General features: G+C 59.2%; 20 protein-coding genes. 7 read left to right on the top strand and 13 right to left on the bottom strand.

Annotation, left to right across the window (positions count from 1 at the left end; genetic code table 11):
- Window positions 1-285: 285 nt before the first annotated feature.
- Window positions 286-1,494: a T9SS type A sorting domain-containing protein gene (locus tag EI290_RS07040; protein WP_125428106.1), complete on the top strand. Its 1,209-nt coding sequence runs from the start codon at window positions 286-288 to the stop codon at window positions 1,492-1,494.
- A 76-nt stretch (window positions 1,495-1,570) separates the two neighbouring features.
- Here EI290_RS07040 and rho read toward each other — a convergent pair whose 3' ends face one another.
- Window positions 1,571-3,802 (bottom strand): transcription termination factor Rho, encoded by a 2,232-nt coding sequence (gene rho, locus EI290_RS07035; RefSeq protein WP_125428104.1) that lies wholly within the window; start codon window positions 3,800-3,802, stop codon window positions 1,571-1,573.
- Between the two features lie 482 nt (window positions 3,803-4,284).
- Between rho and serS the strand changes: the two genes are divergently transcribed.
- Window positions 4,285-5,559, top strand: coding sequence for a serine--tRNA ligase (gene serS, locus EI290_RS07030; RefSeq protein ID WP_125428102.1), 1,275 nt, complete (start codon window positions 4,285-4,287; stop codon window positions 5,557-5,559).
- A 73-nt stretch (window positions 5,560-5,632) separates the two neighbouring features.
- Here the strand turns inward: serS and EI290_RS07025 are convergent, their stop codons facing one another.
- The 9 genes from EI290_RS07025 to EI290_RS06985 all read right to left on the bottom strand — a co-directional run bounded on the left by EI290_RS07025 (window position 5,633) and on the right by EI290_RS06985 (window position 14,502).
- Window positions 5,633-6,847 carry a sensor histidine kinase gene (locus tag EI290_RS07025; protein ID WP_125428100.1) on the bottom strand — a complete coding sequence of 405 codons (1,215 nt, stop codon included), beginning with the start codon at window positions 6,845-6,847 and terminating at the stop codon, window positions 5,633-5,635.
- Between the two features lie 14 nt (window positions 6,848-6,861).
- Window positions 6,862-7,305, bottom strand: coding sequence for a response regulator (locus EI290_RS07020; protein WP_125428098.1), 444 nt, complete (start codon window positions 7,303-7,305; stop codon window positions 6,862-6,864).
- A gap of 4 nt (window positions 7,306-7,309) precedes the next feature.
- Window positions 7,310-9,619 carry an ATP-binding protein gene (locus EI290_RS07015; protein WP_125428096.1) on the bottom strand — a complete coding sequence of 770 codons (2,310 nt, stop codon included), beginning with the start codon at window positions 9,617-9,619 and terminating at the stop codon, window positions 7,310-7,312.
- Window positions 9,601-10,170: a biliverdin-producing heme oxygenase gene (locus EI290_RS07010; RefSeq protein ID WP_125428094.1), complete on the bottom strand. Its 570-nt coding sequence runs from the start codon at window positions 10,168-10,170 to the stop codon at window positions 9,601-9,603. Before EI290_RS07010 ends, EI290_RS07015 begins: the two co-directional genes overlap by 19 nt.
- Window positions 10,171-10,303: 133 nt before the next feature.
- Window positions 10,304-10,570: a UBP-type zinc finger domain-containing protein gene (locus EI290_RS07005; protein ID WP_125428092.1), complete on the bottom strand. Its 267-nt coding sequence runs from the start codon at window positions 10,568-10,570 to the stop codon at window positions 10,304-10,306.
- A 34-nt stretch (window positions 10,571-10,604) separates the two neighbouring features.
- The gene (locus EI290_RS07000; protein ID WP_125428090.1) at window positions 10,605-11,048 is read right to left on the bottom strand and encodes an OsmC family protein; all 444 of its coding nucleotides are present in this window, start codon (window positions 11,046-11,048) and stop codon (window positions 10,605-10,607) included.
- A 3-nt stretch (window positions 11,049-11,051) separates the two neighbouring features.
- The gene (locus EI290_RS06995) at window positions 11,052-11,363 is read right to left on the bottom strand and encodes a phosphoribosylpyrophosphate synthetase (protein ID WP_125428088.1); all 312 of its coding nucleotides are present in this window, start codon (window positions 11,361-11,363) and stop codon (window positions 11,052-11,054) included.
- 94 nt (window positions 11,364-11,457) lie between these two features.
- On the bottom strand, window positions 11,458-12,516 hold the full coding sequence (locus EI290_RS06990) for a glycosyltransferase family 9 protein (protein WP_125428086.1): 1,059 nt from the start codon (window positions 12,514-12,516) through the stop codon (window positions 11,458-11,460).
- Between the two features lie 231 nt (window positions 12,517-12,747).
- On the bottom strand, window positions 12,748-14,502 hold the full coding sequence (locus EI290_RS06985) for a helix-hairpin-helix domain-containing protein (protein WP_125428084.1): 1,755 nt from the start codon (window positions 14,500-14,502) through the stop codon (window positions 12,748-12,750).
- Between the two features lie 299 nt (window positions 14,503-14,801).
- Between EI290_RS06985 and EI290_RS06980 the strand changes: the two genes are divergently transcribed.
- The 4 genes from EI290_RS06980 to EI290_RS06965 all read left to right on the top strand — a co-directional run bounded on the left by EI290_RS06980 (window position 14,802) and on the right by EI290_RS06965 (window position 17,894).
- Window positions 14,802-15,197, top strand: coding sequence for a hypothetical protein (locus tag EI290_RS06980; protein ID WP_125428082.1), 396 nt, complete (start codon window positions 14,802-14,804; stop codon window positions 15,195-15,197).
- Between the two features lie 67 nt (window positions 15,198-15,264).
- Window positions 15,265-15,654, top strand: a complete 390-nt coding sequence (locus tag EI290_RS06975) for a hypothetical protein (RefSeq protein ID WP_125428080.1) — start codon at window positions 15,265-15,267, stop codon at window positions 15,652-15,654.
- A gap of 77 nt (window positions 15,655-15,731) precedes the next feature.
- The gene (locus tag EI290_RS06970) at window positions 15,732-16,139 is read left to right on the top strand and encodes an EVE domain-containing protein (protein WP_125428078.1); all 408 of its coding nucleotides are present in this window, start codon (window positions 15,732-15,734) and stop codon (window positions 16,137-16,139) included.
- Window positions 16,140-16,310: 171 nt separating this feature from the next.
- On the top strand, window positions 16,311-17,894 hold the full coding sequence (locus tag EI290_RS06965) for a hypothetical protein (protein WP_125428076.1): 1,584 nt from the start codon (window positions 16,311-16,313) through the stop codon (window positions 17,892-17,894).
- 96 nt (window positions 17,895-17,990) lie between these two features.
- Here EI290_RS06965 and EI290_RS06960 read toward each other — a convergent pair whose 3' ends face one another.
- The 3 genes from EI290_RS06960 to EI290_RS06950 all read right to left on the bottom strand — a co-directional run bounded on the left by EI290_RS06960 (window position 17,991) and on the right by EI290_RS06950 (window position 21,723).
- Window positions 17,991-18,545 carry a DUF4252 domain-containing protein gene (locus tag EI290_RS06960; RefSeq protein WP_185816880.1) on the bottom strand — a complete coding sequence of 185 codons (555 nt, stop codon included), beginning with the start codon at window positions 18,543-18,545 and terminating at the stop codon, window positions 17,991-17,993.
- A 96-nt stretch (window positions 18,546-18,641) separates the two neighbouring features.
- A complete protein-coding gene (locus tag EI290_RS22925; protein ID WP_125428072.1) occupies window positions 18,642-20,108 on the bottom strand; it encodes an OmpA family protein in 1,467 nt (488 codons plus the stop codon).
- Window positions 20,109-20,430: 322 nt separating this feature from the next.
- Window positions 20,431-21,723: an aminopeptidase P N-terminal domain-containing protein gene (locus EI290_RS06950; RefSeq protein WP_125428070.1), complete on the bottom strand. Its 1,293-nt coding sequence runs from the start codon at window positions 21,721-21,723 to the stop codon at window positions 20,431-20,433.
- A gap of 370 nt (window positions 21,724-22,093) precedes the next feature.
- Here EI290_RS06950 and EI290_RS06945 point away from each other — a divergent pair, with 370 nt between their 5' ends.
- Window positions 22,094-23,122 (top strand): glycosyltransferase family 9 protein, encoded by a 1,029-nt coding sequence (locus EI290_RS06945; RefSeq protein ID WP_125428068.1) that lies wholly within the window; start codon window positions 22,094-22,096, stop codon window positions 23,120-23,122.
- The last annotated feature ends 23 nt before the right edge of the window (window positions 23,123-23,145 follow it).

Here is a 23,145-nt window from a genome sequence, read left to right as displayed (position 1 = left end):
GCCACAAGTACATTAATACGAAGACAAGGCTAATTCAAGATAAAAAAAGTACAATTATATTATAATATTTATAATATAATTGATTGTATTCTTTAACAATACATACTCTATATAGCCCAAATAGTCAATTACTTGCACTGTTTAAAAACAAATCAAACGCTTAACTACCTTACAAACATTATTAGTTTTATTCAATTAATAAGACTATACTCGTACACACTCTCTTCGAAATAGTTTGGCTTTTTAGCTGAATGCCGCCTCTCACTCGCTCAACACACCTTTTTTATGAGTAAGAAACTCTTCTCTACTTCTTTGCTGATGGCCCTTTTATTAGGAAGGCTCTTCTCAGCTTTTGGACAAAGTACAACTGCTTCCCAGGATTTTGAGGGCGCTAATACGGCAGGTAGTTTAAGCTTCACTGTTTCCGGGGGGCAATATTTTACGGGCAACTCTGGTTCTGCTTTTGCGGGTCCTAATCCTTCCCCGAACAATAGCTCAGTGAGTACAAGCGGTACTCGTTCGTATGGGGCTCAAAACAATACCGGAAGTGGTATTGTAGCCACCACCATGGATTTCCGCAATGTATCCTTCACAAATTTCTCGAATAACTCCATCAATTTTCGCTTAGCTGTATTTGCTACAAATCAGAATGGTGGACTGGCATCCAACGGGAGTGTAATTGTAAGTGTTAGCACAAATGGTGGATCTTCATATAACACAGCCCTCACTATTGTAGGAAATGGCAACGGACGTGACGTGATTTGGGATTTTTCTGCCACCGCTACTGCTACTGCCACTGTTGGCGCTGGGGCACCTACCTATACCGCTGGCACTACCAGCGCTACCAGATACTCCTTTATTCAGCTTGCTCTACCAGCTACAGTCACGCAGGCCAAAGTCAGGATTGTCGCTAATGCCAATGATAAAACTGCCATAGTGATTGATGATGTTGTTATTAGCAGCGCTGGCCCCCTGCCGGTTACCCTTACTCATTTTTCAGCCGAACGGCAGGGTTCATCGGTGGCGGTAAGCTGGGCTACAGCTACCGAAAAGGATAATGCCTATTTCGAGATTCTGCGTAGTGCTGATGGAAAATCGTTCGATGCGCTGGGGCGCGTGAAAGGCCGCGGCACCACTACTGCCAGTACCACTTACGCCTTCACCGATTATACCGCGCCGGCCGGGCTTTCATACTACCAGCTGCGCCAGGTAGATGCCGATGGGACAGCCAGCCTTTCCTCGGTGATAGTGGTGGTGGCAACCGACGAACTAGCCGCTACCTTTTATCCTAATCCCAGCAACTCCAGCATTACACTGCCGGCCGTGGGCGGCGTAGTAGAATACCGCGTCCACTCAGTTACTGGACAAGTACTGGTCAGCGGTAAAGGTTCTGGCAATACTACCGTGGCAGTCGAGGCAATTCCGGCAGGCATCTACTTTCTTGAGCTAACGGCCGGTGGCAAACGCAATGTGCAGCGCTTCGTGCGGCACTAATTCAGCTACGGCACTCACAGAAAAGGCCCCCGCTGTAACTGCAGCGGAGGCCTTTTCTGTGGACGTAGTAGTACTACTAGCCGTTCATGGCCAGCAGGAATTCCTCGTTGTCACGGGTGCCTTTCATGCGGTCCTTCAGGAACTCCATAGCTTCGGAGGCCGTCATGTCGGACATAAACTTGCGCAGCACCCAGATGCGGTTCAACTCGTCCTTGCTCATCAGCAAATCTTCGCGGCGGGTACCGGAAGCCGGCACGTCGATGGCCGGGAAGATGCGCTTGTTGGCCAGCTTGCGGTCCAGCTGCAATTCCATGTTGCCGGTGCCTTTGAATTCCTCGAAGATTACTTCGTCCATCTTGGAGCCGGTTTCGATGAGGGCCGTGGCAATGATGGTGAGCGAGCCGCCGTCTTCCACGTTGCGGGCCGCCCCAAAGAAGCGCTTGGGCTTGTGCAGGGCGTTGGCATCCACCCCACCCGACAGAATTTTGCCGGAAGCGGGCTGCACTGTGTTGTAGGCGCGGGCCAGGCGGGTGATGGAGTCGAGCAGAATTACCACGTCGTGGCCGCACTCCACCAGGCGCTTGGCCTTTTCCATGGCAATAGTGGCAATTTTGACGTGGCGGTCGGCCGTTTCGTCGAAGGTGGAGCTGAGCACTTCGGCTTTCACCGAGCGGGCCATATCCGTTACTTCCTCCGGGCGCTCATCAATGAGCAGAATCATTAAATACACCTCGGGGTGATTTTCCGAAATGGCGTTGGCAATTTCCTGGAGCAGCACCGTTTTGCCGGTTTTGGGCTGGGCCACAATCAGGCCGCGCTGGCCTTTGCCGATGGGCGCAAACAAATCCAGAATGCGGGTGCTGTACTGGCTGGGCTTAGTAGTAAGCTTGAGGCGCTCCTCAGCAAACAGCGGCGTGAGGTTGTTGAACGGAATCCGGTCCCGGGCTTCTTCTACCGAGCGGCCATTGATACCCTCCACGCTAACCAAAGCAAAGTATTTCTCCCCGTCGCGTGGGGGACGAATAGTGCATTTTACCGTGTCGCCGGCTTTCAGGCCAAATTGCTTTACCTGCTGGGGGGCCACGTAAATATCGTCGGGCGAGGCCAGGTAGTTGTAGAAGGGGCTGCGCAGGAAACCGTAGCCGCCATCCGGCATCATTTCCAAGGTACCGTCGCCGGGGATGGTAATATCAAACTCCTGCCGGGCCGGGCGCTGCTCCTGGCGCTGTTCCTGACGGTCGGCGCGGGGCTGGTCGGGGTTGTTCAGGCGCTGCTCCTGGCGCTGCTGGCGCTGTAGCTCACGGGCGGCGTAGCGCTCCTCCCGACGCTGCTCCCGCTGCTCGCGGGCATCGGGGCGGCTGCCGTCGCGCAGGCTACGAGGCTGATCGTTACGGGGCTGGTCGTTGCGGCCCTCGCGCGGGGCGGCTCCTTCTTGCCGAAAATCGGCGCGCGGCTGGTCGGTGCGGGGCTGGTCGGCCCGGAACTCCCGGGGGAGCTGCTCGGCGCGGCCGTTGCTTTCGGGCCGGGGCTCGTTGCGGTTTTCGCGGGGGGCGTCATTGCGGTATTCGCGGCCTTCCCGGAAAATACGGGGCTGCTCGGGCCGCCCGTCCCGGATGGGAGCCGGGGCCGTCGGGTCGATGGGGCGCGGGTCGCGGGCCGGTGCTACGGCTACTTCCGCCGCTACCGGGGCCACGTCGAAGAGCTCGATGGAAACGGCTACATCCGAAGCGGCTAGCGGAGCCGCTACAATGGGCCGGCCGGCGCGGTCGGTGCGGGTGCGGCGCTCCGGACGCTGGTACAGCTTTACGGGACGCTCGGCGCTGGCCTCCTCCATACCGGCTACCGCCGTGGCAGGCTCAGCGGCGGCTTCCGAAGCAGCTGGCTCGGCCGCCGGGGTGGCGGCAGGAGCTGCCTCCAGAGCGGGAGCTGGTGCTGGAACAGCTGCCGCTTCGGCAGCCGCGGCAACCGGCTCAGCGGCCGGGGTGGCTTCGGTTGGGGCAGCTGGTGCGGCCGGAGCTTTGCTACGGGCCGGACGTGCTGCCGCCGGCCGGGCCGCCCGGGTAGCCGGAGCCTTGGGGGCCGCGGCCGGTTTGGCCGCCGGGGCCGGGGCGTCGGCTTCCGGAGCAAGAGCTTCGCCGGATTTCACTTTTTGGGGAAGCTTGTCGGCGGGCGTAATGGCCTGCTGATCCAGAATCTTGTAAATCAGATCCTGCTTGCTGAGTTTCTTGAAATTGCCGACTTTCAGATTTTCAGCAATTTCCTTCAATTCGGACAGCAAACGGTCCTTTAACTCGTCAATAGTGTACATATAAGAAGCGGAGCGAAAAGGGGGCGGCTAAACAGCCTACAACAGGGCAGCACAGGCCATTCCGGGCACAGAAGGTAGCCGCAGCGCGGCGCCCGACGCAGAAAAAAGCGAGAAGTAAAAACCGTGGGTGGAACCAGCTGGTGCAAAAAGCGGAGTGCAGACCAGGCGCGGAAAAAACTGCCAGTGGGTCCGCCAACCAGAGCTGGCTTGTATGTGCAATGTTAGCGGAATACCGGGGAACTGCCAAATCGTATTTCAGATTTAGCGGCCTAGCCTGCATACGTGCCACAGAAGCCAAAGGATACAGCCCTCCAATCAGTTAGAAAGCGGTGCTTTTTCAGGAAACCCCTACCTGCAACCAAACAGTTCCGTTTCGCCCGGCAGGGTGCCTGGCCCGCTAAATTCCGGAGGGCCGTTGATTTGTGCTGTATCTGCAACGGCAAACTTCTACTTTTGCCTATTCTTTTCGCCTTTCTGCTGTTATGCTGCAAGTTTCCGTCCTGAGAGAACACACCGCCGCCGTGCTGGCGGGCCTGGCCAAACGCCACTACGCCACCGCCGAAGCCGACGTGCAGGCCATTCTGGGTCTGGACCAACGGCGCAAGGAGCTGCAAACCGCCCACGACCAGGCGCAGGCTGAAGCCAATGAGCTGGCCCGGCAGATTGGCGGCCTGATGAAAGCCGGCAACAAGGCGGAGGCGGAAACCCTGAAAGCCCGCACGGCCGAGCTGAAGCAGCACACCAAAGCCCACGCCGAAGAACTGGCCGACGTGGAAAAAGAGCTGCAGCAGGCCCTGTATAAGCTGCCCAACGTGCCACATAGCAGCGTGCCGGCCGGCCGCTCGGCCGAGGATAACGAGGTGGTACGGGAAGTGGGCGCCAAGCCGGAGCTGCCGGCCGGGGCCAAACCGCACTGGGAGCTGATTGAGCAGTACGACATCATCGACTTCGCGCTGGGCAACAAGATTACGGGCGCGGGCTTTCCGGTGTACAAGGGCCAGGGTGCCCGCCTTCAGCGTGCCCTCATCAACTTTTTCCTGGATGAGGCCCGGGAAGCCGGCTACACCGAAATCCAGCCCCCGATACTGGTGAACGAGGCCAGCGGCTACGGCACCGGCCAATTGCCCGATAAGGAGGGCCAGATGTACCACGCCACCGCCGACGACCTGTACCTGATTCCGACGGCCGAGGTGCCTATTACCAACCTCTACCGCGACGAAATTATTGCCCCGGCTCAGCTGCCCATTCTCAATACCGGCTACACGCCCTGCTTCCGGCGGGAGGCAGGCAGCTGGGGGGCGCACGTGCGCGGCCTCAACCGTCTGCACCAGTTCGATAAAGTAGAAATTGTACAAATCACACAGCCCGAAAACAGCTACGCGGCCCTGGAAGGCATGGTAGCTCACATTGAGGGACTACTGCAGAAGCTGGAGCTGCCCTACCGCGTACTGCGCCTCTGCGGCGGCGATATGGGCTTTACTTCGGCCCTTACCTACGACCTGGAAGTATGGAGCGCCGCCCAGCAGCGGTGGCTGGAGGTGAGCTCGGCCTCCAACTTTGAAACCTACCAGGCCAACCGCCTCAAGCTACGCACCCGTACTGAGGGCGGTAAAACCCAGCTGCTGCACACGCTCAACGGCTCGGCACTGGCCCTGCCCCGCATTGTGGCGGCCTTGCTGGAGAACAACCAGACGCCCGAAGGCATCCGGCTGCCGGCGGCCCTGCACAGCTACTGCGGATTCAGCCGAATTGGATAGATAGCCAGATGACGCAGAAAAGCGCCGCTCTGTAGCAGAGCGGCGCTTTTTTTATGTCCTCCGAAAAAATAGGCTAGCCCTCCTGGCGCAAATACACCCGGAAGGTAGTTCCCTCCCCTTCCTGGCTGTCAACTTCTACGTGGCCGCCTCCGGTGAGCACCAGGCGGTTCACCAGAAACAAGCCGACCCCAGTACCCTCTACACCGGGGTGAAACCGCCGAAACAACTGGAATAACTCGGCTCCGTGCCGGCTCATATCAATTCCTAATCCGTTATCCTGTACCTCTACCACCGGCTGACCGGCCTGCAGGCAGGTACGAATAGTTACTTCCGGACGACGGTCGGGGTGGCGGTATTTCAGGGCGTTGGAGGTCAGGTTCTGCAGAATAGTCCGCAGGTTAGCCCGCACGTATTCAACCTGTTCCACCTCCTCTACCTCCAGCCTAATGTGGGCCTGGGTGCTACGGATCTGCGCGCGGAGTGAACTGGCCACCTCCGCCATCAGCTCCCGAATATTGACGTGCTCGGGCGCCTGGTTGCCAGTGGCCCGCTGCTCCTGTACAACCGTGGCCAAATCGGTAATAGTAGTGGTGAGGGCCTGCAGGGAAACATCTACCAGCCGCAGCACCTGCGCGTCTTCCGGATCGGGAAAGATGGCCACCCGACGGAGCTCATCAAACAACCCTTGCAGGTTATGAACAGGCTGGCGTAAATCGTGGGAAGCCGCATACACGAAATTGTCCAGGTCCGCGTTGGTGCGGGCCAGTTCCCGGTTGGTGTTTGCCAGCTCCTGGTTACGCACCTGCAACTGCTGCCGGGTATCAGTAAGCTCAGTCAGCGAATCCCGGAGCTGCTGATTGATGGCCTGAAGCTGGGTATGGTAGCGCGACTGATAGTGCTGCCATTCTGTTTTTTCAATGGCATGGGTGATGGTTTTGGCCAGCAACTCCCGGTCGAACTGGCCTTTCACCAAGTAGTCGGATGCCCCGCCATTGAGCGCCCGCACCGCCAGCTTCTCGTTGCCGCTGCCTGTTATCATCACCACGCACATCCCCTCCGAAGGAGCATGCTGGCGGCATTGCTCCAGCACCGTTAGCCCGTCAATATCCTGCAGGTTGTAGTCCAGCAGCATACAATCGGGCCGTAGCGACTTATACAGAGCAATGGCCTGCTCGCCGGAAGTTGCCTCATGAAACTCCAGACTCTCGTGCCCCAGCTGCTTTCCCAGAAAGCGGCGGTAAAGCATCCGGTCTATTTCGTTGTCATCGGCCAGCAGTATTTTTTTCACAGGCGGGGGTTCATCTAGGCAACGGGCAGCTCAACGGCCTCCAGCCAATACTGCACAATCAGGCGCACTTTCTCCTCCATTTCGGCGTAGCCAATGGGTTTGGTAAGGTAGCTGTTAGCACCCAACTGATAGCAATCCTCAATGTCGCGGGAGTTAGATGAGGTGCTGAAGATGATAACCGGAATGGTGCTGAGTATACTATCCTGTTTTACTATTTCCAGCACCTGGCGCCCGTCGGTACCGGGCATATTCAAATCCAGCAGAATAATGGCCGGCAATACTGAGGGCCAGTTGGCATTGCGCCCATAGCCCTGCAGGTACTCCAGTGCCTGGTCGCCGTCGGCGCACCGGAGCACGGGGTTTTGGAGCGCGTGTTTCCGGAAAGCCCGGCCTAGAGCCGTGAAATCCTCTGCGCTGTCTTCTACCACTAAAATGGGCTTGAGAGAAGCTGAGCTCATGATATTATTTCGGAACTGAGAAAAAGAAAGTAGCGCCCTCTTGCGGTTGAGATTCAACCCAGAGCTGACCGCCGCTCTTTTCAATCATTTTTTTTGCAATGGCCAACCCGGCGCCAGTACCCCCACCGTATTTGTCCTGCCCGTGCAGGCGCTTAAAGATCTTGAAAATGCTTTCGTGGTGGCGAGAATTGATGCCGATACCATTGTCACGCACGTAAAAGGTATGATACGCAGCCGGGTCAATCGGTCCGCGTGGCCCAATAACCTTATCCGTTACCACCCCAACCTCTACGGTTTTCACGGCACTATCGTTGTAGCGCATGGCGTTGGTAAGCAAGTTGTTGAATACCTCCCGCAGCCGCACGGGGTCGGCCTGCACAATGGGCAGGGGTTGCGCCACGGAAAGCTGCACTCCGTTCTGCTCCAAGCGCGGCCGCAAAATTTCCACTACCTCCCGCACTACTTGGTTTACGTCAATCTGCTGCACCTCGGGCTCCAGACGACCAACCCGGGAGAGTTGCAGCAAGGACTCGATAAGCGCTTCCATGCGCTGGCTTAGGCGCACCAGAGTTTCCAGCTTGTGAATACCCTCCGCATCGAGCTTATCGGCGTAGTCCTCCAGCAGAAAAACCGAGTAATTGTGGATGCCCCGCAGCGGCTCTTTCAAATCGTGGGAAGCCACGTAGGCAAAGGAGTCCAGCTCGTCGTTGCTGCGCTCCAGCTCGGCATTCAGACGAGTCAGTACCTGGGCGCGCTCCTGTATTTCATTGAACAGGCGCAGGCGAATATCGGCAATACGCAGCCGGATTTCCTGAGCGCTGTCTATTTCCAGGGGCTTCCACTCCAGGGCCGTATTCTCCACCGACTGGCTCCAGGCCGCAAAGGAGGAACGAGGTGAGAGGTGCAGCACCCCATCTTTCTGGATTTCGGCTTTCTGCTGCTTGCCGGCCCAGGTAACGGTTTGTAATACCTCGGGGCGCAGCCAGATAAGGTAGTCGCCGGGACTGTGGCTGAGCCGGATGGCCAGAATGCCACTGGCCGTAGCCCGCAGTACTACGCCAGCGGGGTTATGGCGGGTATAGGAACTGGTATGAAACAGCTCGCCCGGCATATGTGCGTCCAGCCAGGCCAGCAGTTCCCGGGCCTGGGCTTCGGTAGGCGTGTTACCACACAGGCCTATATCCCCCTCAAAACTTACCACTACGCCACCACAGTCGAAAATTTCTTTTACGACGGGCAAATGCTGGTAGAGGGTAGTGCGGAAATCGGGAAACTCAGCCAGCAGGCCAAACAGCCGGGCCTGGTGTTCGCGCAGCCGCACCTGGTAGGCAAAATCATCGGCCTGCTCCTTGCTGCGAAGCAGAGCCGAAAAGGTTTTACCGATAAACTGGCACAGGTCGCGCAGCTCGTAGCTTACCAGCCGGGGCGAATAATGGTGGCAGACCAACAGCCCCCATAGCTTGCCTTCCCGAATCAGGGAAATGGTCATGGTGGCACCTACTCCCATGTTCTGAAGGTACTCCACATGAATGGGCGACACGCTCCGCAGCACGGAGTACGTCATATCGGGGGGGCGCTGGCTGCTGGGGTTGCGCACCGGCACCAAGGGTACGGGCAGATAGCCCACATCGGGAATAAACCGCAGCCAGTTTTTGAGGTACATGGCCCGGGCCTGCTTGGGAATATCGGTAGCCGGGTAGTGCAGCCCCAAAAACGACTCCAGGTCCGGGCGGCGGGCTTCGGCCACTACCTCCCCGCTTTCATCCTCAGCAAAGCGGTAGGCCATTACCCGGTCGAAGCCTGTAATGGCACGCACTTGCTGTACGGCATGTTCGCAAAACTCCACCACTGATACGGCGGCCAGCATCTGGCCCAGGGCATCGTTGAGGGAAGGCATATCCAGCAACTCGCCGGGAGAAGCTGCCACCGGCTCAAACTCCAGCCACAGCAGCGCATCGAAGCGGTGCAGGATCAACTTGTAGAAAGGCCGCCCAGGCAGCTGATCGAGGCGTACTCCCAGCAGGCGGTGCCCCTCCCGCAACTGCTCCAGCTGCGCGTTGATTTCCATGAGCCGGGCGGGCTCAAACAGCCAATCCAACCCCTGCCCAATCAGCTCTTCGGCCGCCATGCCTAGCAGCTCCCAGGTGTTGGCACTGGCTTGCACCACGCGGTGGCTGTGCTCGTCCAGGCACAGCAGAAACCCGTACGGCTGAATCAGACCGGGAATATGAATGGGCTCCCGGTCGCAATTAGTCAGGGTGATTTCCTGCCCCACCAAGCTTTCATCGGTAAGCGTTATGCCTGTTCTATCCACTGGTGTAAGCGTTGAAACGTGAGAGAAGCCGACTCTACAATTTCGTCGGCAGTGGCGGGAGTGGCGGCGGCCGCCAGCTGCTGCACAAAGGATTTCCAGAGTGGGCCGGTTTGCTCAGCATGGCCGCCGAAATAGGCCCGGGCCGAAACGCCGGCCGTAGCCAGCTGCCGGGCAATTACCTGCCCGCCCAGCGTGGAGCCCTCCAGCACGTACAGGGCCCCAAGCAGCTGCGGCCAGGTGTGTAGCGGGGGTAAATTGGAGGCCAGTGGCAGCGTATCGGCAGTGGGCAGGTCCTGCCGAAGCAAATGGCTCCGGAAGCGGCGCTCCAGCTCCCATTCGGGCCCGAACAAATGGCTCCGGGACCGTAAGGCCTGTTCAAACGGCACGACAAAGCCGTACAGCTTACCCAGAAAACGAGCAGTACCAGCCTCCGACGCGGCACCACGCTTCAGGGCTTGGTTAAACTCGTTGGCTTCCAGGGCATCGTGATGCGGACGGGTTTCCTGGCGGAGACGCGCCAGAATATCAATGGTACCAGGTACAGAGGTCATGCAGGAACAGGCTGCTACGATACTGCCAGACAGCAGCCTTACAGGATAAAAAGCAAATGTAGCACAGATCCGGCTGTGGGCTCCGCTACAGGCAACAGGTCACCAGCCAGAGGCCACTGACGGGCTAGTGGGCTTAGTATTCAGCCAGTTGCTCGTGCGCGTAGCACCACACCCACTGCTCACCGGGCTCGGCCGAGGCCACTACCGGGTGGGCCGTAGCCTGGAAATGCCGGGTGGCATGGTGGTTTTTGGAAGAGTCACAGCAGCCTACGTGGCCACATTCCTGACACACGCGCAGGTGCACCCAAGTGTCGCCAAGGGCTACGCATTCCGGACATACGTGCTCGGCAGGAGCGGGCACAATGGCTGCAATAGCCTGGAGGTGGGTGCAAAGGGCCATACGGAAGGCAGCATGAGTGTAAAAGGCAAGATAATTACTCGGCCAGTACCGTCACAATGCGCAGGGCGCCGCTGGCGAGGGTTTTCTGCACGGGGCACTTCTCGGAGATATTGTGCAGACGCTGCCGCTGCTCCACCGACAGCGGCCCCAGTAGCCGCAGCTCCTTGCGTACCTCCTCCAGCATCGTGCCGGGCTGTTCGCACTGGTCACAATCCTGACGATGGACACGCTGGTGGCTCAGGCTGATTTCGATGCCTTCCAGGGGCCAGCCTTTCTGGGTGGCGTACAGGCGCAGGGTAATGGCTGTGCACGCCCCCAGCGCCGACAGCAGCAGGTCGTAGGGCGTGGGGCCCCGGTCCTGCCCGCCCACGGTGGTAGGCTCATCGGCCAGCCAGGTGTGCCGCCCAGCCCGGATGTCGGCTACCAGGTCCTGGGGGCCAACCCGCACAACTACGGCTTTCTCGGGAGTGTCAGTCATGGCTCAGGCAGCGGGCAGGTTCAGCTTGTGCATCAGCTCGTCGGCAATTGGCTCCGAGTAGGCCCCGTAGGCATTCACCAGCAGCCCCTTCACTCCCTGGTCCGACTCAATGGCGTAGAGCACATTTTCGTCGCCGGGGTCGGTTTCGCCCTCAAACCGGTACACCTCCCGCACCTGGAAGTGTTGCGGGTACAACTCCAGGTCGAGGCCGGGGCAGTGCAGGTATTGGTTAGAGAGGTTGAAATCCTGGGTATAGCCGCGCCGCTGCAAATCCTGCATGGCCTCGGTAAGGGTGTCGTAGGCAAAAAAGCTCATCGGCGAATACTCTGGCTGCCGCGGCCCCGTTGCCGCTGCCTTCCCTTACGCGCAGCGGGCAGGTTCTGTTGTTGAGGTTACGGGCTGGCCAGTGCTAAGGGGCTGCGGGCAGCTCCAGGTCGAAGCGAATGTCGCGCATACAGCGAAAATGGCCCTTGGGGCATTGCTCGTAGCCTATTTTGGAGCAGGGCCGGCAGTCCAGCCCCTGTACTTCCAGCACCCGGAACTCGGTACGGTAAGGATACATACCAAACGCCGGCACCGTATTGCCCCACACGCTCAGAATTTCCTTGCGGAACGCCGCCGCAATGTGCATCAGGCCGGTGTCGTGACTCACTACCAAACTAGCCTGCCGCACCAGGGAGGCCGATTGGTTGAGGCTGAACCGGCCGCAGGCGTTGTAAATGAGTGTGGATTGGTGGTTGGTGGTTGCTGACTGCTTAGGGAAGTAGTACGGGCTGTCGGGGATGCGGCCGGGCGCGGGCGGCGAGGTGGCTGCCCCCTGGTCGAAGGCCAGCTCTACCACGTGGCCGGTGGTTTCGTCGGCGGGGCCTCCCAGCAGCACCACGGGCCGCCGCAGCAGCCCGCACAGCTCAATGATCCGCTCCACGGGCAGGCGCTTGGTGGCGTGTTGGGCCCCGATGGCAAAAGCCACGTACCCCTGCCGGAAGGCCGGCGGCAACACCTCATCCACGGCTACCTCATCGGCCGCCGGAATAAAATAATCGAGGCCTTTGCCGTCGTTGCGCACGCCCAGCGGGGCCACTGCGGCTAAGTACCGCTCCACAATGTGCACCCGGGGCAGGGTATCTATCTTCAGGTTCACCAGCAGCCACTTGCGCCAGTTCAGCTTATCAAAGCTGGCCGATTTTACGCCCAGCTGAGCCTTAATGAGGGTCGTGCGCAGGTTGTGATGCAAATCCACCACGAAATCGAACTGCTCAGCTTTCAGCGCGGCTACCAGCTCCCCCAACGCCCCATTGAGGCAGTGCACCTTGTCCACGTAAGGATTGGCTTCCAGAATACCCCGAAAGGCCGGCTTGGTGGCAAAGTGCACTTCTGCGTTTGCCACTTGCAGCTTCAAGCCCCGCACCACGGGCGTAGTCAGCACAATGTCGCCGATGGAGGAAAAGCGCAGAACGAGGATTTTCATAAGGAAGTGATGGGGTAATGGGGGGATGAGGGGAGCGTCATGCTGAGCGAAGTGCAACGAAGCCGAAGCATCTCTACTGCTTCGTTGTAATGCTAATCAGTTAGTTAGAGGTAGAGATGCTTCGATTCCGGCTGCCCACCCTGGCTTGATGCGCCACATGCTCAGCATGACGTTCTTTTTTTCGTCTCCTTTTCACCTTATTCTTCATTCCCTCATCACCCCATCACTACCCTACCCAAACAACGAATCTTTAAACTCCAGCGGGGGCTTGATGGCGGCTTTGCGCCGGGCAAAAAACTCGGCTACTTCCGTCACGGACTTGGCGTTGAAAGTCATATCCCGGGTGAGGCCGCCCTTGCGACCCATCAGCACACCGTAGCGCATGTCGGCGTAGCCATTGGTGTGGTGGGCGTCGGGGTTGATGCTGAGCTGCACGCCCTTGTCGAGGGCGTAGCGCACCCAGCGCCAGTCCAGGTCGAGGCGCCAGGGGTTAGCGTTGATTTCGATGAGGACGTTGTGCTGGGCGCAGGCATCGATGATGGCCTTGTGGTCGAGCGGATACCCTTCCCGGCGCAGCAGCAGGCGGCCGGTGGGGTGGCCCAGCATGGTGGTGTACGGATTTTCGATGGCCCGCAGCACCCGGGTAGTGGCTTTCCGCTCATCCATCTTGAGGTTGGAATGCACCGAGGCCACAATAAAGTCGAAGGTTTCGAGCACGGCCGGCGGGTAGTCCAGGGCGCCATCCGACAGGATATCCGACTCGATACCCTTGAAAATCCGGAATGGCGCCAGCTCCTGGTTCAGCTCGTCAATTTCGCGCTGCTGCTGGCGCACCCGCTCCGGCGAGAGGCCGCCTGCGTAGTGCGCCGCCTGCGAATGGTCGCAAATACCCAGGTACTCGTAGCCCTGGTCGCGCAGAAACGTGGCCATTTCGCGCAGGCTGTGGTTGCCGTCGGAGTAGGTGCTGTGGTTGTGCAGGGAGCCGCGCAGGTCCGCATCTTCCAGCAGCCGGGGCAGCTGGCCGGCTCGGGCCAGGGCCAGCTCGCCCAGCCCTTCGCGTAGCTCGGGCTCCACGTATTGCAGGCCGGCCCGCTCGTACAGAGCCTGCTCGGTGGCGAACTGCTCCCGCCGCAGCCAGTGGCGCAGGGTGGCAGGCTGGCCGGGGCGGGGCTCTTCGCTCAGCGGTTCCAGCAGGTGGGTTTCCGAGGCCGAATGCAGCAGCAGCTGGTTGATGAACTCCGCCGGGGCGGCCAGCAGCACTTCCACCTTCACGTCGGAAACCGTGGCCGTACCCCGCCAGGCAAACGGGCCGCTGCGGCGCGGATCGGGCGTGAGGCCCTCCAGGCTGTTGAGCAGCTGATGCGCCGCCGCCGGCTGGCTGGTGCCTACCACCAGCGTAATGGTTTCCACGGTTTCGAGGCGGCGGCGCACCTCCCCGGCTACGGCTGCCTGTGCTACTCCCTCAGTAGTTTGCAGGCGCCCAGCCAGGTCGTTGGCCAGCTCCTCGGCCTGCGGATACAGCAGCTTGCCCCGGCTCTGGTCGGTGAATTCCAGGGCTTCCAGAATGGCCTGCTGGGTTTTTTGCCCGAAGCCTTTAAGCTTGCTCACCTCGTCGCGCTGGGCGGCTTCGCGCAGCTGCGCGGGGCTTTCGATGCCCAATTCCTTCCATAGGCTGCGGATTTTCTTGGGGCCGATGCCCTTCACCCGTAATAGCTCCACTACGCCGGGTGGGGTGGCGGCCAGCAGCCTGGTCAACTCCTCAAACGAACCGGTATCCAGCATTTCGGCCACTTTGGCGGCGGCGGTTTTGCTCAGGCCGGTGCGGTCGGGCAGGCCGTGGCGCTCAATGTCGGCCACCGGCACGCTCAGCTGCTCCAGGGCGTTGGCAGTGCCCTCATAGGCCCGGATTTTGAAAGGGTTTTCCTCGTGCAGCTCCAGTAGCTGGGCAGCGAGGCGAAAAGCGCGGACGAGGGCACGGTTATCCATAGGCTGGCAAAGGTAGAGGGTTGTTGATTGTTCTTACGGTATAGAGTTCATTTAGCGCATCGGGCCAAAGGGCTGGGGTGAAAGTGGCGCTGTGCGCTGTTACGCTGGCATCTGCGCGCGGGAATGGCAACGCCTTCTTTCGGCTCCTAGCAACGGCACGGGCTCCGTATCCTTATCCAGCGCGCCGCCTGCCTGGCATGGCGTATCCAGCTGCTTTCAGCAACCAACTATCAGCAACCACCAATCAACTACCTTGCGCTTCTCCTCGTTCTAAGCTCTACCCACAACCCTCAACTACCATGCGCCTCTTCACTCTGCTGGCTTCTTTGAGTATCCTGCTGCTGGCTGCCACCTGCAACCCCGACGCCAATATGACTTCTCAGATTAAGCAGCTGGAACGGACCTGGCTCCACGCCCACGAGGAGGATCAGGGCGACGTGCGCGTGTATCGCCCCAACACGTACGCCTTTCCGCCTTCCCGGGGGCGTACCGGCTTTGCCTTCGACCACAATGGGATGTTCACGCAGTACGATATTGCCCCTACTGATGGCATTGAGGGCCGTAAAGGCCGCTGGACCGCCGAAAACGACCATACCCTCCGGATTACCCTCGACGACAAGAAGGACCCCGACTACACGCTGGAAATCGTATCGTTGGAGAATGAGGTGCTGAAGGTACGCCGGGTAGAGCGGTAGGGGCCTGCAACCTTTCGGGGGCAAACCGGGCTCTTGCCGGAGAGTTTTCACCTGCAATTCTTCGGGTATGCGTTACTTTATGGTGTTTGCTATAGGAGCGGCAGGCCTGCTGAGTGCCTGCGCCAAGCAGGAGTGTGATGCCGTTGGGGCAGCTGAGTTAGTTGGTCCTAGGTGGTATAACACGTTCCAAGCCACCCGGGAAGGTTTTTCAACCTACACGCCCACCAACCAGACCTCGCCGGGCTGGCAGTACGAGGTGCTACAGTTTAAGTCTGATCATACCTTCATTGAGTCTGCCCTGGGACCCGTTGATGCGCCGGTCGACTATCCGGGTACCTGGCAGGCGCTGGGTTCCGGCACTTACCGCATTCAGTTCAACGACCCTCAGCGCAGCGGCTACCTCCTGCGGGTAAAATCGGTGGATGCCGGCAAATTGCTGGCAAAACGGGAACAATAACCCACCGGAATGCTGCCGCTACGGTCTGCCGTGATACTTTTGCCTTATTCACTCACGCAGACAACTTCTCCTCTTTCTTGAATTACTGGCTCGTAAAATCAGAACCGGCAGCATACTCCTGGGCCGATTTCGTGCGCGACGGCGGCACCGACTGGACCGGAGTCCGCAACTTTCAGGCCCGCAACTTTCTGCAGCAGATGCAGCCCGGCGACCTGGTCCTGTATTACCACAGCGTAACCGAAAAACAGGTAGTGGGCGTAGCAAAGGTGGCGGCCCCCGCTGCTCCCGATGCTACAGCCGAAGCCGGCAGTGGCTGGGTAGCCGTGCACCTGATGCCGCAGCAGGCGCTGGCCCGGCCTGTGCCGCTGGCCCGCATCAAGCAGGATGAGCGCCTCAGCCAGATTGGACTGCTGCGCCAGTCCCGCCTCTCAGTAATGGCCCTGCGGCCGGAGGAATTTGATAGGTTACTGGAGCTGGGCAGCTAACCCGCCCACTTGGTGTTTGTGCTTTGGCCACGGCCTGCCCGAAAATTCGGGCAGGCCGTGTGCATTTTGTTTCGTGCTGGCATCCTATCCAGAGCACCAGCGTTAGGTGATACGCAAGTTTCGCAGTATCTTCCTAATGCCTTGAATGCCTTGGCACTTTTGGTTTGAGTTATGAAATACGTGTACCTGTTATTTTGCATTCTGGTGGGTAGTGCGGGGGCGTACGCGCAGAAAAAACCCCTCACCAAACCCGAAATAGAGCCACGCCAGTCCTACCGGGCCGAGCTGGAGCTGGAAACCTATAGCAGCGACGTACAGGTGCAGCCTCTGGTAGAGGACAGCAGCGTGGTACTTCTGGTGGAGCGTGACCCGCGCCTGGCGGGTAAAACGGAGTACTTCTTTCAGAAATTTAATCATGCGCTGCAGCCCCGTACCAAAGTAGATATTCCGGTACCGCGTGGCTACGATTTTCAGCGGCTCTGCGCTGAGGGCACCGATGTGTACGCCGTGTTCAGTGGCACTGAACCCGGCACCTTATGGGTAGCTGCCTACGATACACGCACCGGCGAGCTGGGTACCGGGGAGTTCAAAACCAAGCGGGCCCGCGAAATTCACGAGCTGAAGGCGTTGGACGGAAATCTTTTTGTGACGGTAGTAGTAGATCAGCACCTGACCATTTTGCTGCTGAACCTGCACACGGCCCAGTTTCAGTTTCTGCCCTCGGTATTCGAGCCCTTGCCCACCCGCTTTACCTTTATGGCCGACTCGGCTACCAAGCGGGCCGAGCTGATTCTGAGCGAATCCAATGGGTTTAAGTCGCGCCTGCAGCTGAAGCAGCTGGACGATGATGGGCGCTTGCTACGTTCCGAGTTTGTGCAGGCTGGTAGTGAGCGGGGCCTGCTGGATGCCCAGCTCAGCCCCGGCGACAGCGCCGCCCGCCTGCTGGCCGGCACCTATACTCTCCGCGACTCACGCTACTCCCAGGGTTTGTTTGCATCCGACCTCACGGCCGGCGTAACGCCTACCGGACAGCGCCGTTCATTGCGCTATTATGATTTCTTGAACCTGAAGCATTTCTTCGATTTTATGAAGCCGGCCAAGGTAGCCCGGATGCGTCAGCGCAGTGAGCGGCTGCGGGCCTCCGACCGGCAGTTCCGGCACCATTACCAGCTTCTGATGCACGATATGGTGCCTACTCCGGAGGGTTTTGTGCTGGTGTCGGAGGTGTATTATCCGCGCTACAACAACACGGGCTATAGCTACGGTAACTGGGGTATGCCTTACAACTATGGGCTGGGTGGCTACAACGGCTTTGGGTATCCCTCCCGCTACAACAACTTTTATAACTCCCGCCGCGGCTCCGAAGGATTCCGTACATCCCACGCCCTCATCTGCGGTTTTGACCGGCAAGGCAACCTACTCTGGGACAACTCTTTTATCCTTAAGGAAATTGAGCATACTCAGCTACAGGAAACTGTGCGCATCCGGCCACTACCCGGCGGCCAGCGCATTGCCATTGCTTACCTGAAGGATGATGAGTTTCATTACAAGATAGTAGACCGCGCCGCCACCACGCCCAACGACTGGCAGGTGAGCCTACAAACCGCCAACCCCACCGATAAAACCAGCGACACTACCCAGGAACACCTGATGGCCTGGTATGGCAGTCGGTTTCTGGCCGTGGGCTACCAGCACGTGCGCTCCGAAAAGGGCCCCGGCCGGGACGTATTCTTTCTCAATACCCTGGAGTTTTAAGCATACGAACGGGCCAGCTCAGTCACTGCCTACCAGAAAAGCCGGCCGCGCATCTGCGCGGCCGGCTTTTCTGGTAGGCAGTGACTGAGCTGGCAATCAGTTCACACCACTAACAACGTTGGGCAGCACTTTGCTCAGGGCCATTACCTGCTCGCGGGTAAAACTACCGGATACCGCCATCAGCACGAAGGAGTCAGTAGTTTCCTGTTTGCCAACGGCAACCAGCTCGGTTATTTTGCCTCCCTGTTCCCGCACGGAATACCGCAGTTGGTTTGGCATATCGGAGTTGACGGTGGCCAGGGGGGTATACCGCTCGTTGGCCAGCAAGCCATCCACTTCCTTATTAAGCCCCTCCGCTACCAAGTCGCGGGCGGTGCCGCTGGTGGGGGTGAAGGTAAGTATGCGGGCCGTGCGGATGGAAGTTAGGGCCTGACTCACGTCATTATCCCCTCCTATTTTGGCAATACGACCCAAAATAAACCGGGTAGCCAGACCAGCATTCCAGTCGGTGGCCTTAAAACCCGAGCGGTTTTCATACTTATTAAAAAACTCAGCCACGGTACGGGCCGGGGTACCGGGTCCGCTGGCCCGGCAGCCGGCCAGCAGCACCAGCACCATACCCAGCAGGAAAGAGGCAGAACGAAGTTTCATGTAGCTATAAAGGATGAAGTGAGAAAGTGGCAATGATGCAAAAAAAGCGGCGCACCACATGGTACGCCGCTTTTTAAGGTTAGTTACTCCGCCGCCTTACGGCTGAGGGGCCGAAGGAATGAAGAATTCGAATTTGAACTCTACCCGACGGTTCTGCGACATACCGGCGGCCGACGTGTTCGGCGCAGCCGGCTCCGATTCGCCACGGCCTTCGGTAACCACGCGGGCGGGGTCCACCTGCTTGCCAGTGAAGTAGCGCTTCACCGAGCCAGCCCGACGCTCCGAGAGGCCCTGGTTGTACTCATCGGTACCACGGGAATCGGCGTGGCCGATTACGCGCAGGCTATACTCAGGGTGGTCTTTCAGGGCCTGTACCATCTTATCGAGCGTACCGTAGGAGGTGCGCTTGATAACGGTGCTGTTGGTTTCGAAGCGGACGGGTTGCTCCAGCTTGCGCACACCCGGATCAATTTCCATGGGGCAGCCGTTGGCATCTACCTTAGCGCCTTTGGGCGTGTCGGGGCACTTATCGGCCGAGTCCGGAATACCATCACCGTCGGCATCAACTACCAGCGGGCAGCCGTTGGCGTCTACCTGGGTGCCTTTAGGCGTGTCAGGGCACTTGTCGGCGCTGTCGGCAATACCGTCACCGTCGGCATCAGGGCAGCCGCGCAGTGCGGGCAGGCCGGCCTGGTCGGGGCACTGGTCATCTTTATCAGCTACGCCGTCGTTGTCACGGTCGGGGCAGCCTTGCATAGCGGCAGTACCAGCCTCCGTGGGGCACTGATCCTGGTAGTCGGGCACGCCATCCTTATCTCCATCGAGGGGGCAGCCGTTTTCATCCACGGCCACGCCGCTGGGGGTATCGGGGCATTTATCTTTGCGGTCCGATACACCATCGGCGTCCGTGTCCTTGGCTTTGCCCAGGGCAATGTTCAGGCCCACGGTATGCTGCAGAAACCGGTCGTCGAACTTATTATCGTCGCGGGCCGGGTCTCCGTCGAGGTTGGCGTTGAGGGGAATATGCTGGCCGGTCTGTACAAACAGGGTTACAGCCTCACCCAAACGGAAGTCAACACCAGCCGCCCCAAACAGGTCGAAGTAGCTCTTGTCCTCGTCGGTGCGCAGGGTCTGCCCATTGCGGTTAATGGTGCCCTCCCGGCTGGTATACGTCAGGCCCGGGGCGGCCAGCAGGTAAGGACGAATCCGGGATTCTTCCTTGAATGCTTTGAATTTCAGGCCCAGGTTCACGTTTACCACGTTGGTGGCAAAGTTGCTACCGAAATACGGCGCGCCCGCCGGAGCATCTTTCTTGAACTCCACGTAGTTGCCGCTCAGCTGCAGATCCAGCCCCGGGGTGAGGTAGCGGCTGAAGGTAATGCCGGGGGCATACTTGTTTTCACCAAACTTCCAGTAGTCGGAGCCAAAGTTGCCCTTGTACTGCATGGCGCTTACGTTGAGGCCAATGGCCGTCTTCCGGTCGGCCGTCTGGGCCTGAGCCCGCGGGGCCGCCGCCAGAAGCGTCAGACCCAGGGCCGTTGAGGTTGCTAAAAGGTGTCTCATGGGGCGAAATTAGGTGGAAGAAATGGCTTGGGTGGAAGCAGGAGGCCTTTTACCAGCCTAGCTTCGGACTACCGCCTATACCTACCCAGCCGAAATAAAGTTGTCCTGGGCTTATTCGCTCCACTTGTACACCCTCCTCAGACCTGAGCCAATTATTACATATTCAATAGGTTATATACTTAACACTTCTCCAAAAACCCGCTATACCCGCCCGGTTTTGCGGCCCTGAAACCTGTTCTCTCAACTCCCAAAAAAAGATATCCCCCCTTTGCCCGGGTTCGAGCAAAGGGGGGTACCGCGGCCTACTCCGGCTTTCAGCCCCTTACCGTTGCTGCATCAGCCGCTCAATGTCGGCGGCTTCCAGCGGAATGTTCTTCATCAGGTCGTCGGGGCCGGTTTTGGTGATGAGGATGTCATTTTCGAGGCGGATGCCCAGCCCCTCCTCCCGGATGTAGATACCCGGCTCACAGGTGTACACCATGCCTGGCTCGAAGGTGCGGTACTTGAAGCCCACATCGTGCACATCCAGGCCCAGGTAATGGCTGGTGCCGTGCATAAAGTACTTTTTGTAGAGCGGAGCAGCGGGGTCCTGGTTCTGTACATCCGACGCATTGAGCAAGTCCAGCCCAATCAGCTCCTGCTCCATCTGGCGGCCCACGGCGGCGTGATACTCCTCAATGTTTCCCCCGGGCACCAGGCGCGAGGTGGCAAACTTCATCACCCGCAGCACAGCCTCATACACCTCGCGCTGGCGCTTGGTAAAAGTACCGTTTACAGGAATGGAGCGCGAGAGGTCGGCGGCGTAGTTGGCAAACTCGGCCCCGAAATCCATCAGCAGCACGTCGCCGTCCTGGCACTCCCGGTCGTTGCTGACGTAGTGCAGGATGCAGGCATTGGCCCCCGAGGCAATGATGCTGCCGTAGGCCGGGCCCCGGGAGGCGTTGCGCAGGAACTCGTGGTAGATTTCGGCTTCGATTTCGTATTCCATCACGCCCGGCCGCACAAAATCCAACAGACGGCGGAAAGCTTTTTCGGTGATGTCGGCGGCCCGTTGCATCAACCGGATTTCCTCGGGGCTTTTGATGGCACGCAGCTGGTGCATAATGCGGGCCAGACGGCGGTACTGGTGCAAGGGGTAGGCCTCCTTGATCCACTTGACAAAGCGGGCGTCGCGGGTTTCTACCTCTACCACGGCCCGGATGTGCTCGTTGGAGTTGAGATACACGTTTTCGGCCTCGTTCATCAGGGCCGGCAGCACACTTTTGAACGACTCCAGCCACATAATGGTAGGAATGCCCGACTGCTCCCGGGCCTGGTCTTTGGTGAGCTTATAGCCCTCCCACACCAGAATATGCTCGCTCGTTTCCTTCAGAAACAGGATTTCGCGGTATTGAGGCAGCACCGCATCCGGGAAAAGTACCAGGATGCTCTCCTCCTGATCAACCCCAGAGAGGTAAAACAGGTCGTTGTTCTGGCGGAAGGCCATGGTGCCGTCGGCATTGGTCGGCATGATGTCGTTGGAGTGGAAGATGGCCAACGAAGCGGGGGGCAGCTGCTCGCGGAAGCGGCGGCGGTTCTCAATAAACAGGTCAGGCGATATAGAGCCGTAGCGCATGGGGGCAGCGGGGGTTGAGTGGCAGAAACGGAGGCCGCCAAAGCGGCCGGGCCAAGTTAGGCAGAAGCACGCGGGTTGTGAATAGGCGCGGTGGGTTGGTGGATGGTTGCAGCTTGAACAGCAGCCTAGAGCTAGAAGCTAGTTGCCCTCCTTGAAAAATTCCGCGCATCAAGCGGCGGGGGCTAGGGGTGGTTGATTGTTCCTGAACGATGATGAGAACTAGCGCTAAAATCTGTTCTGGCAGCATCAACCACCCCTGGTCCCTCCTTTCAGGGAGGGAACCTAGCTCTAAACAGCTGCCTGGCATTAATAAGACAAAAAAGCGGGGTACCTGCGCTGAACCGGTATCTTTGTAGTCTGATATTGCACTATGCCCGAATCCGCTGCCCCACCCGCCCTCCTGCTGATCCAGACTGCCTTCATCGGCGACGTGATTCTGGCCACGGCGCTGCTGGAGTACCTGCACCAAACGGAACCTGCCACGCCAGTAGACTTTCTGGTGCGGAAGGGAAACGAGGGGCTGGTGCAGGGCCATCCGCACGTGCGCCGGGTGCTGGTGTGGGATAAGAAAACCAACAAATACGGTGGCCTCTGGCAGCTGCTCCAGCAGATTCGGCAGACCAACTACGGCCGGGTGGTGACGCTGCAACGGTTTGCGTCCACGGGCCTGTTGACGGCTTTTTCGGGGGCGCCTGAGCGGATTGGATTCGACAAGAACCCGTTTGCCTTTCGGTTTACGCGCGCCATTCCGCACGTTATCGGGGCAGGCGTGCACGAGGTGTCACGCAACCTGCACCTGCTTGCCCCCGCCTACGAGGGCCCGGTGGTACCGCCCCGCCTCTACCCTACCCCGCCGGATGAAGCCGCCGCCGCGCCCTATGCTGCCGGGGGCCCGTACATCTGTATTGCGCCTACCTCAGTGTGGTTTACCAAGCAGTTCCCGGAGGAGCAGTGGCTGCAGCTGCTGGCCGCGTTGCCTGCGCACTATACCGTGTACCTGCTGGGCGGCCCCCCCGATACGGCTGCCTGCCAGCAGCTGCTGGAGCGCACCTCGCGGCCGGGCGTGGTGAATCTGTCGGGCAAACTTTCCCTGCTGGCCTCGGCCGCCCTCATGCGCGGGGCGGTGCTCAACTACGTCAACGACTCGGCCCCCATGCACCTGTGTTCGGCCGTGGGAGCACCGGTATGCGCCGTGTACTGCTCCACGGTACCGTTTTTTGGGTTCGGCCCGCTGAGCCCATTTTCGCGCATCGTGGAAATTGAGAAAGATCTGGAATGCCGTCCCTGCGGGCTGCATGGCTATAAAGCCTGCCCGTTGGGCCATTTCCGCTGCGCCCACGGCATCCGCACCCAGCAGCTGCTGGCTGTGCTGGCGGAAGCAGAGGTGGTGAATTTGTGAAGTGGTGAATTTGTAAAATGAGG

The organism is Hymenobacter metallilatus (assembly GCF_003944705.1).
Lineage (GTDB): Bacteria > Bacteroidota > Bacteroidia > Cytophagales > Hymenobacteraceae > Hymenobacter > Hymenobacter metallilatus.
Note: the sequence above shows the minus strand (reverse complement) of the source record. Positions and strands in the feature narration are given on the sequence as shown.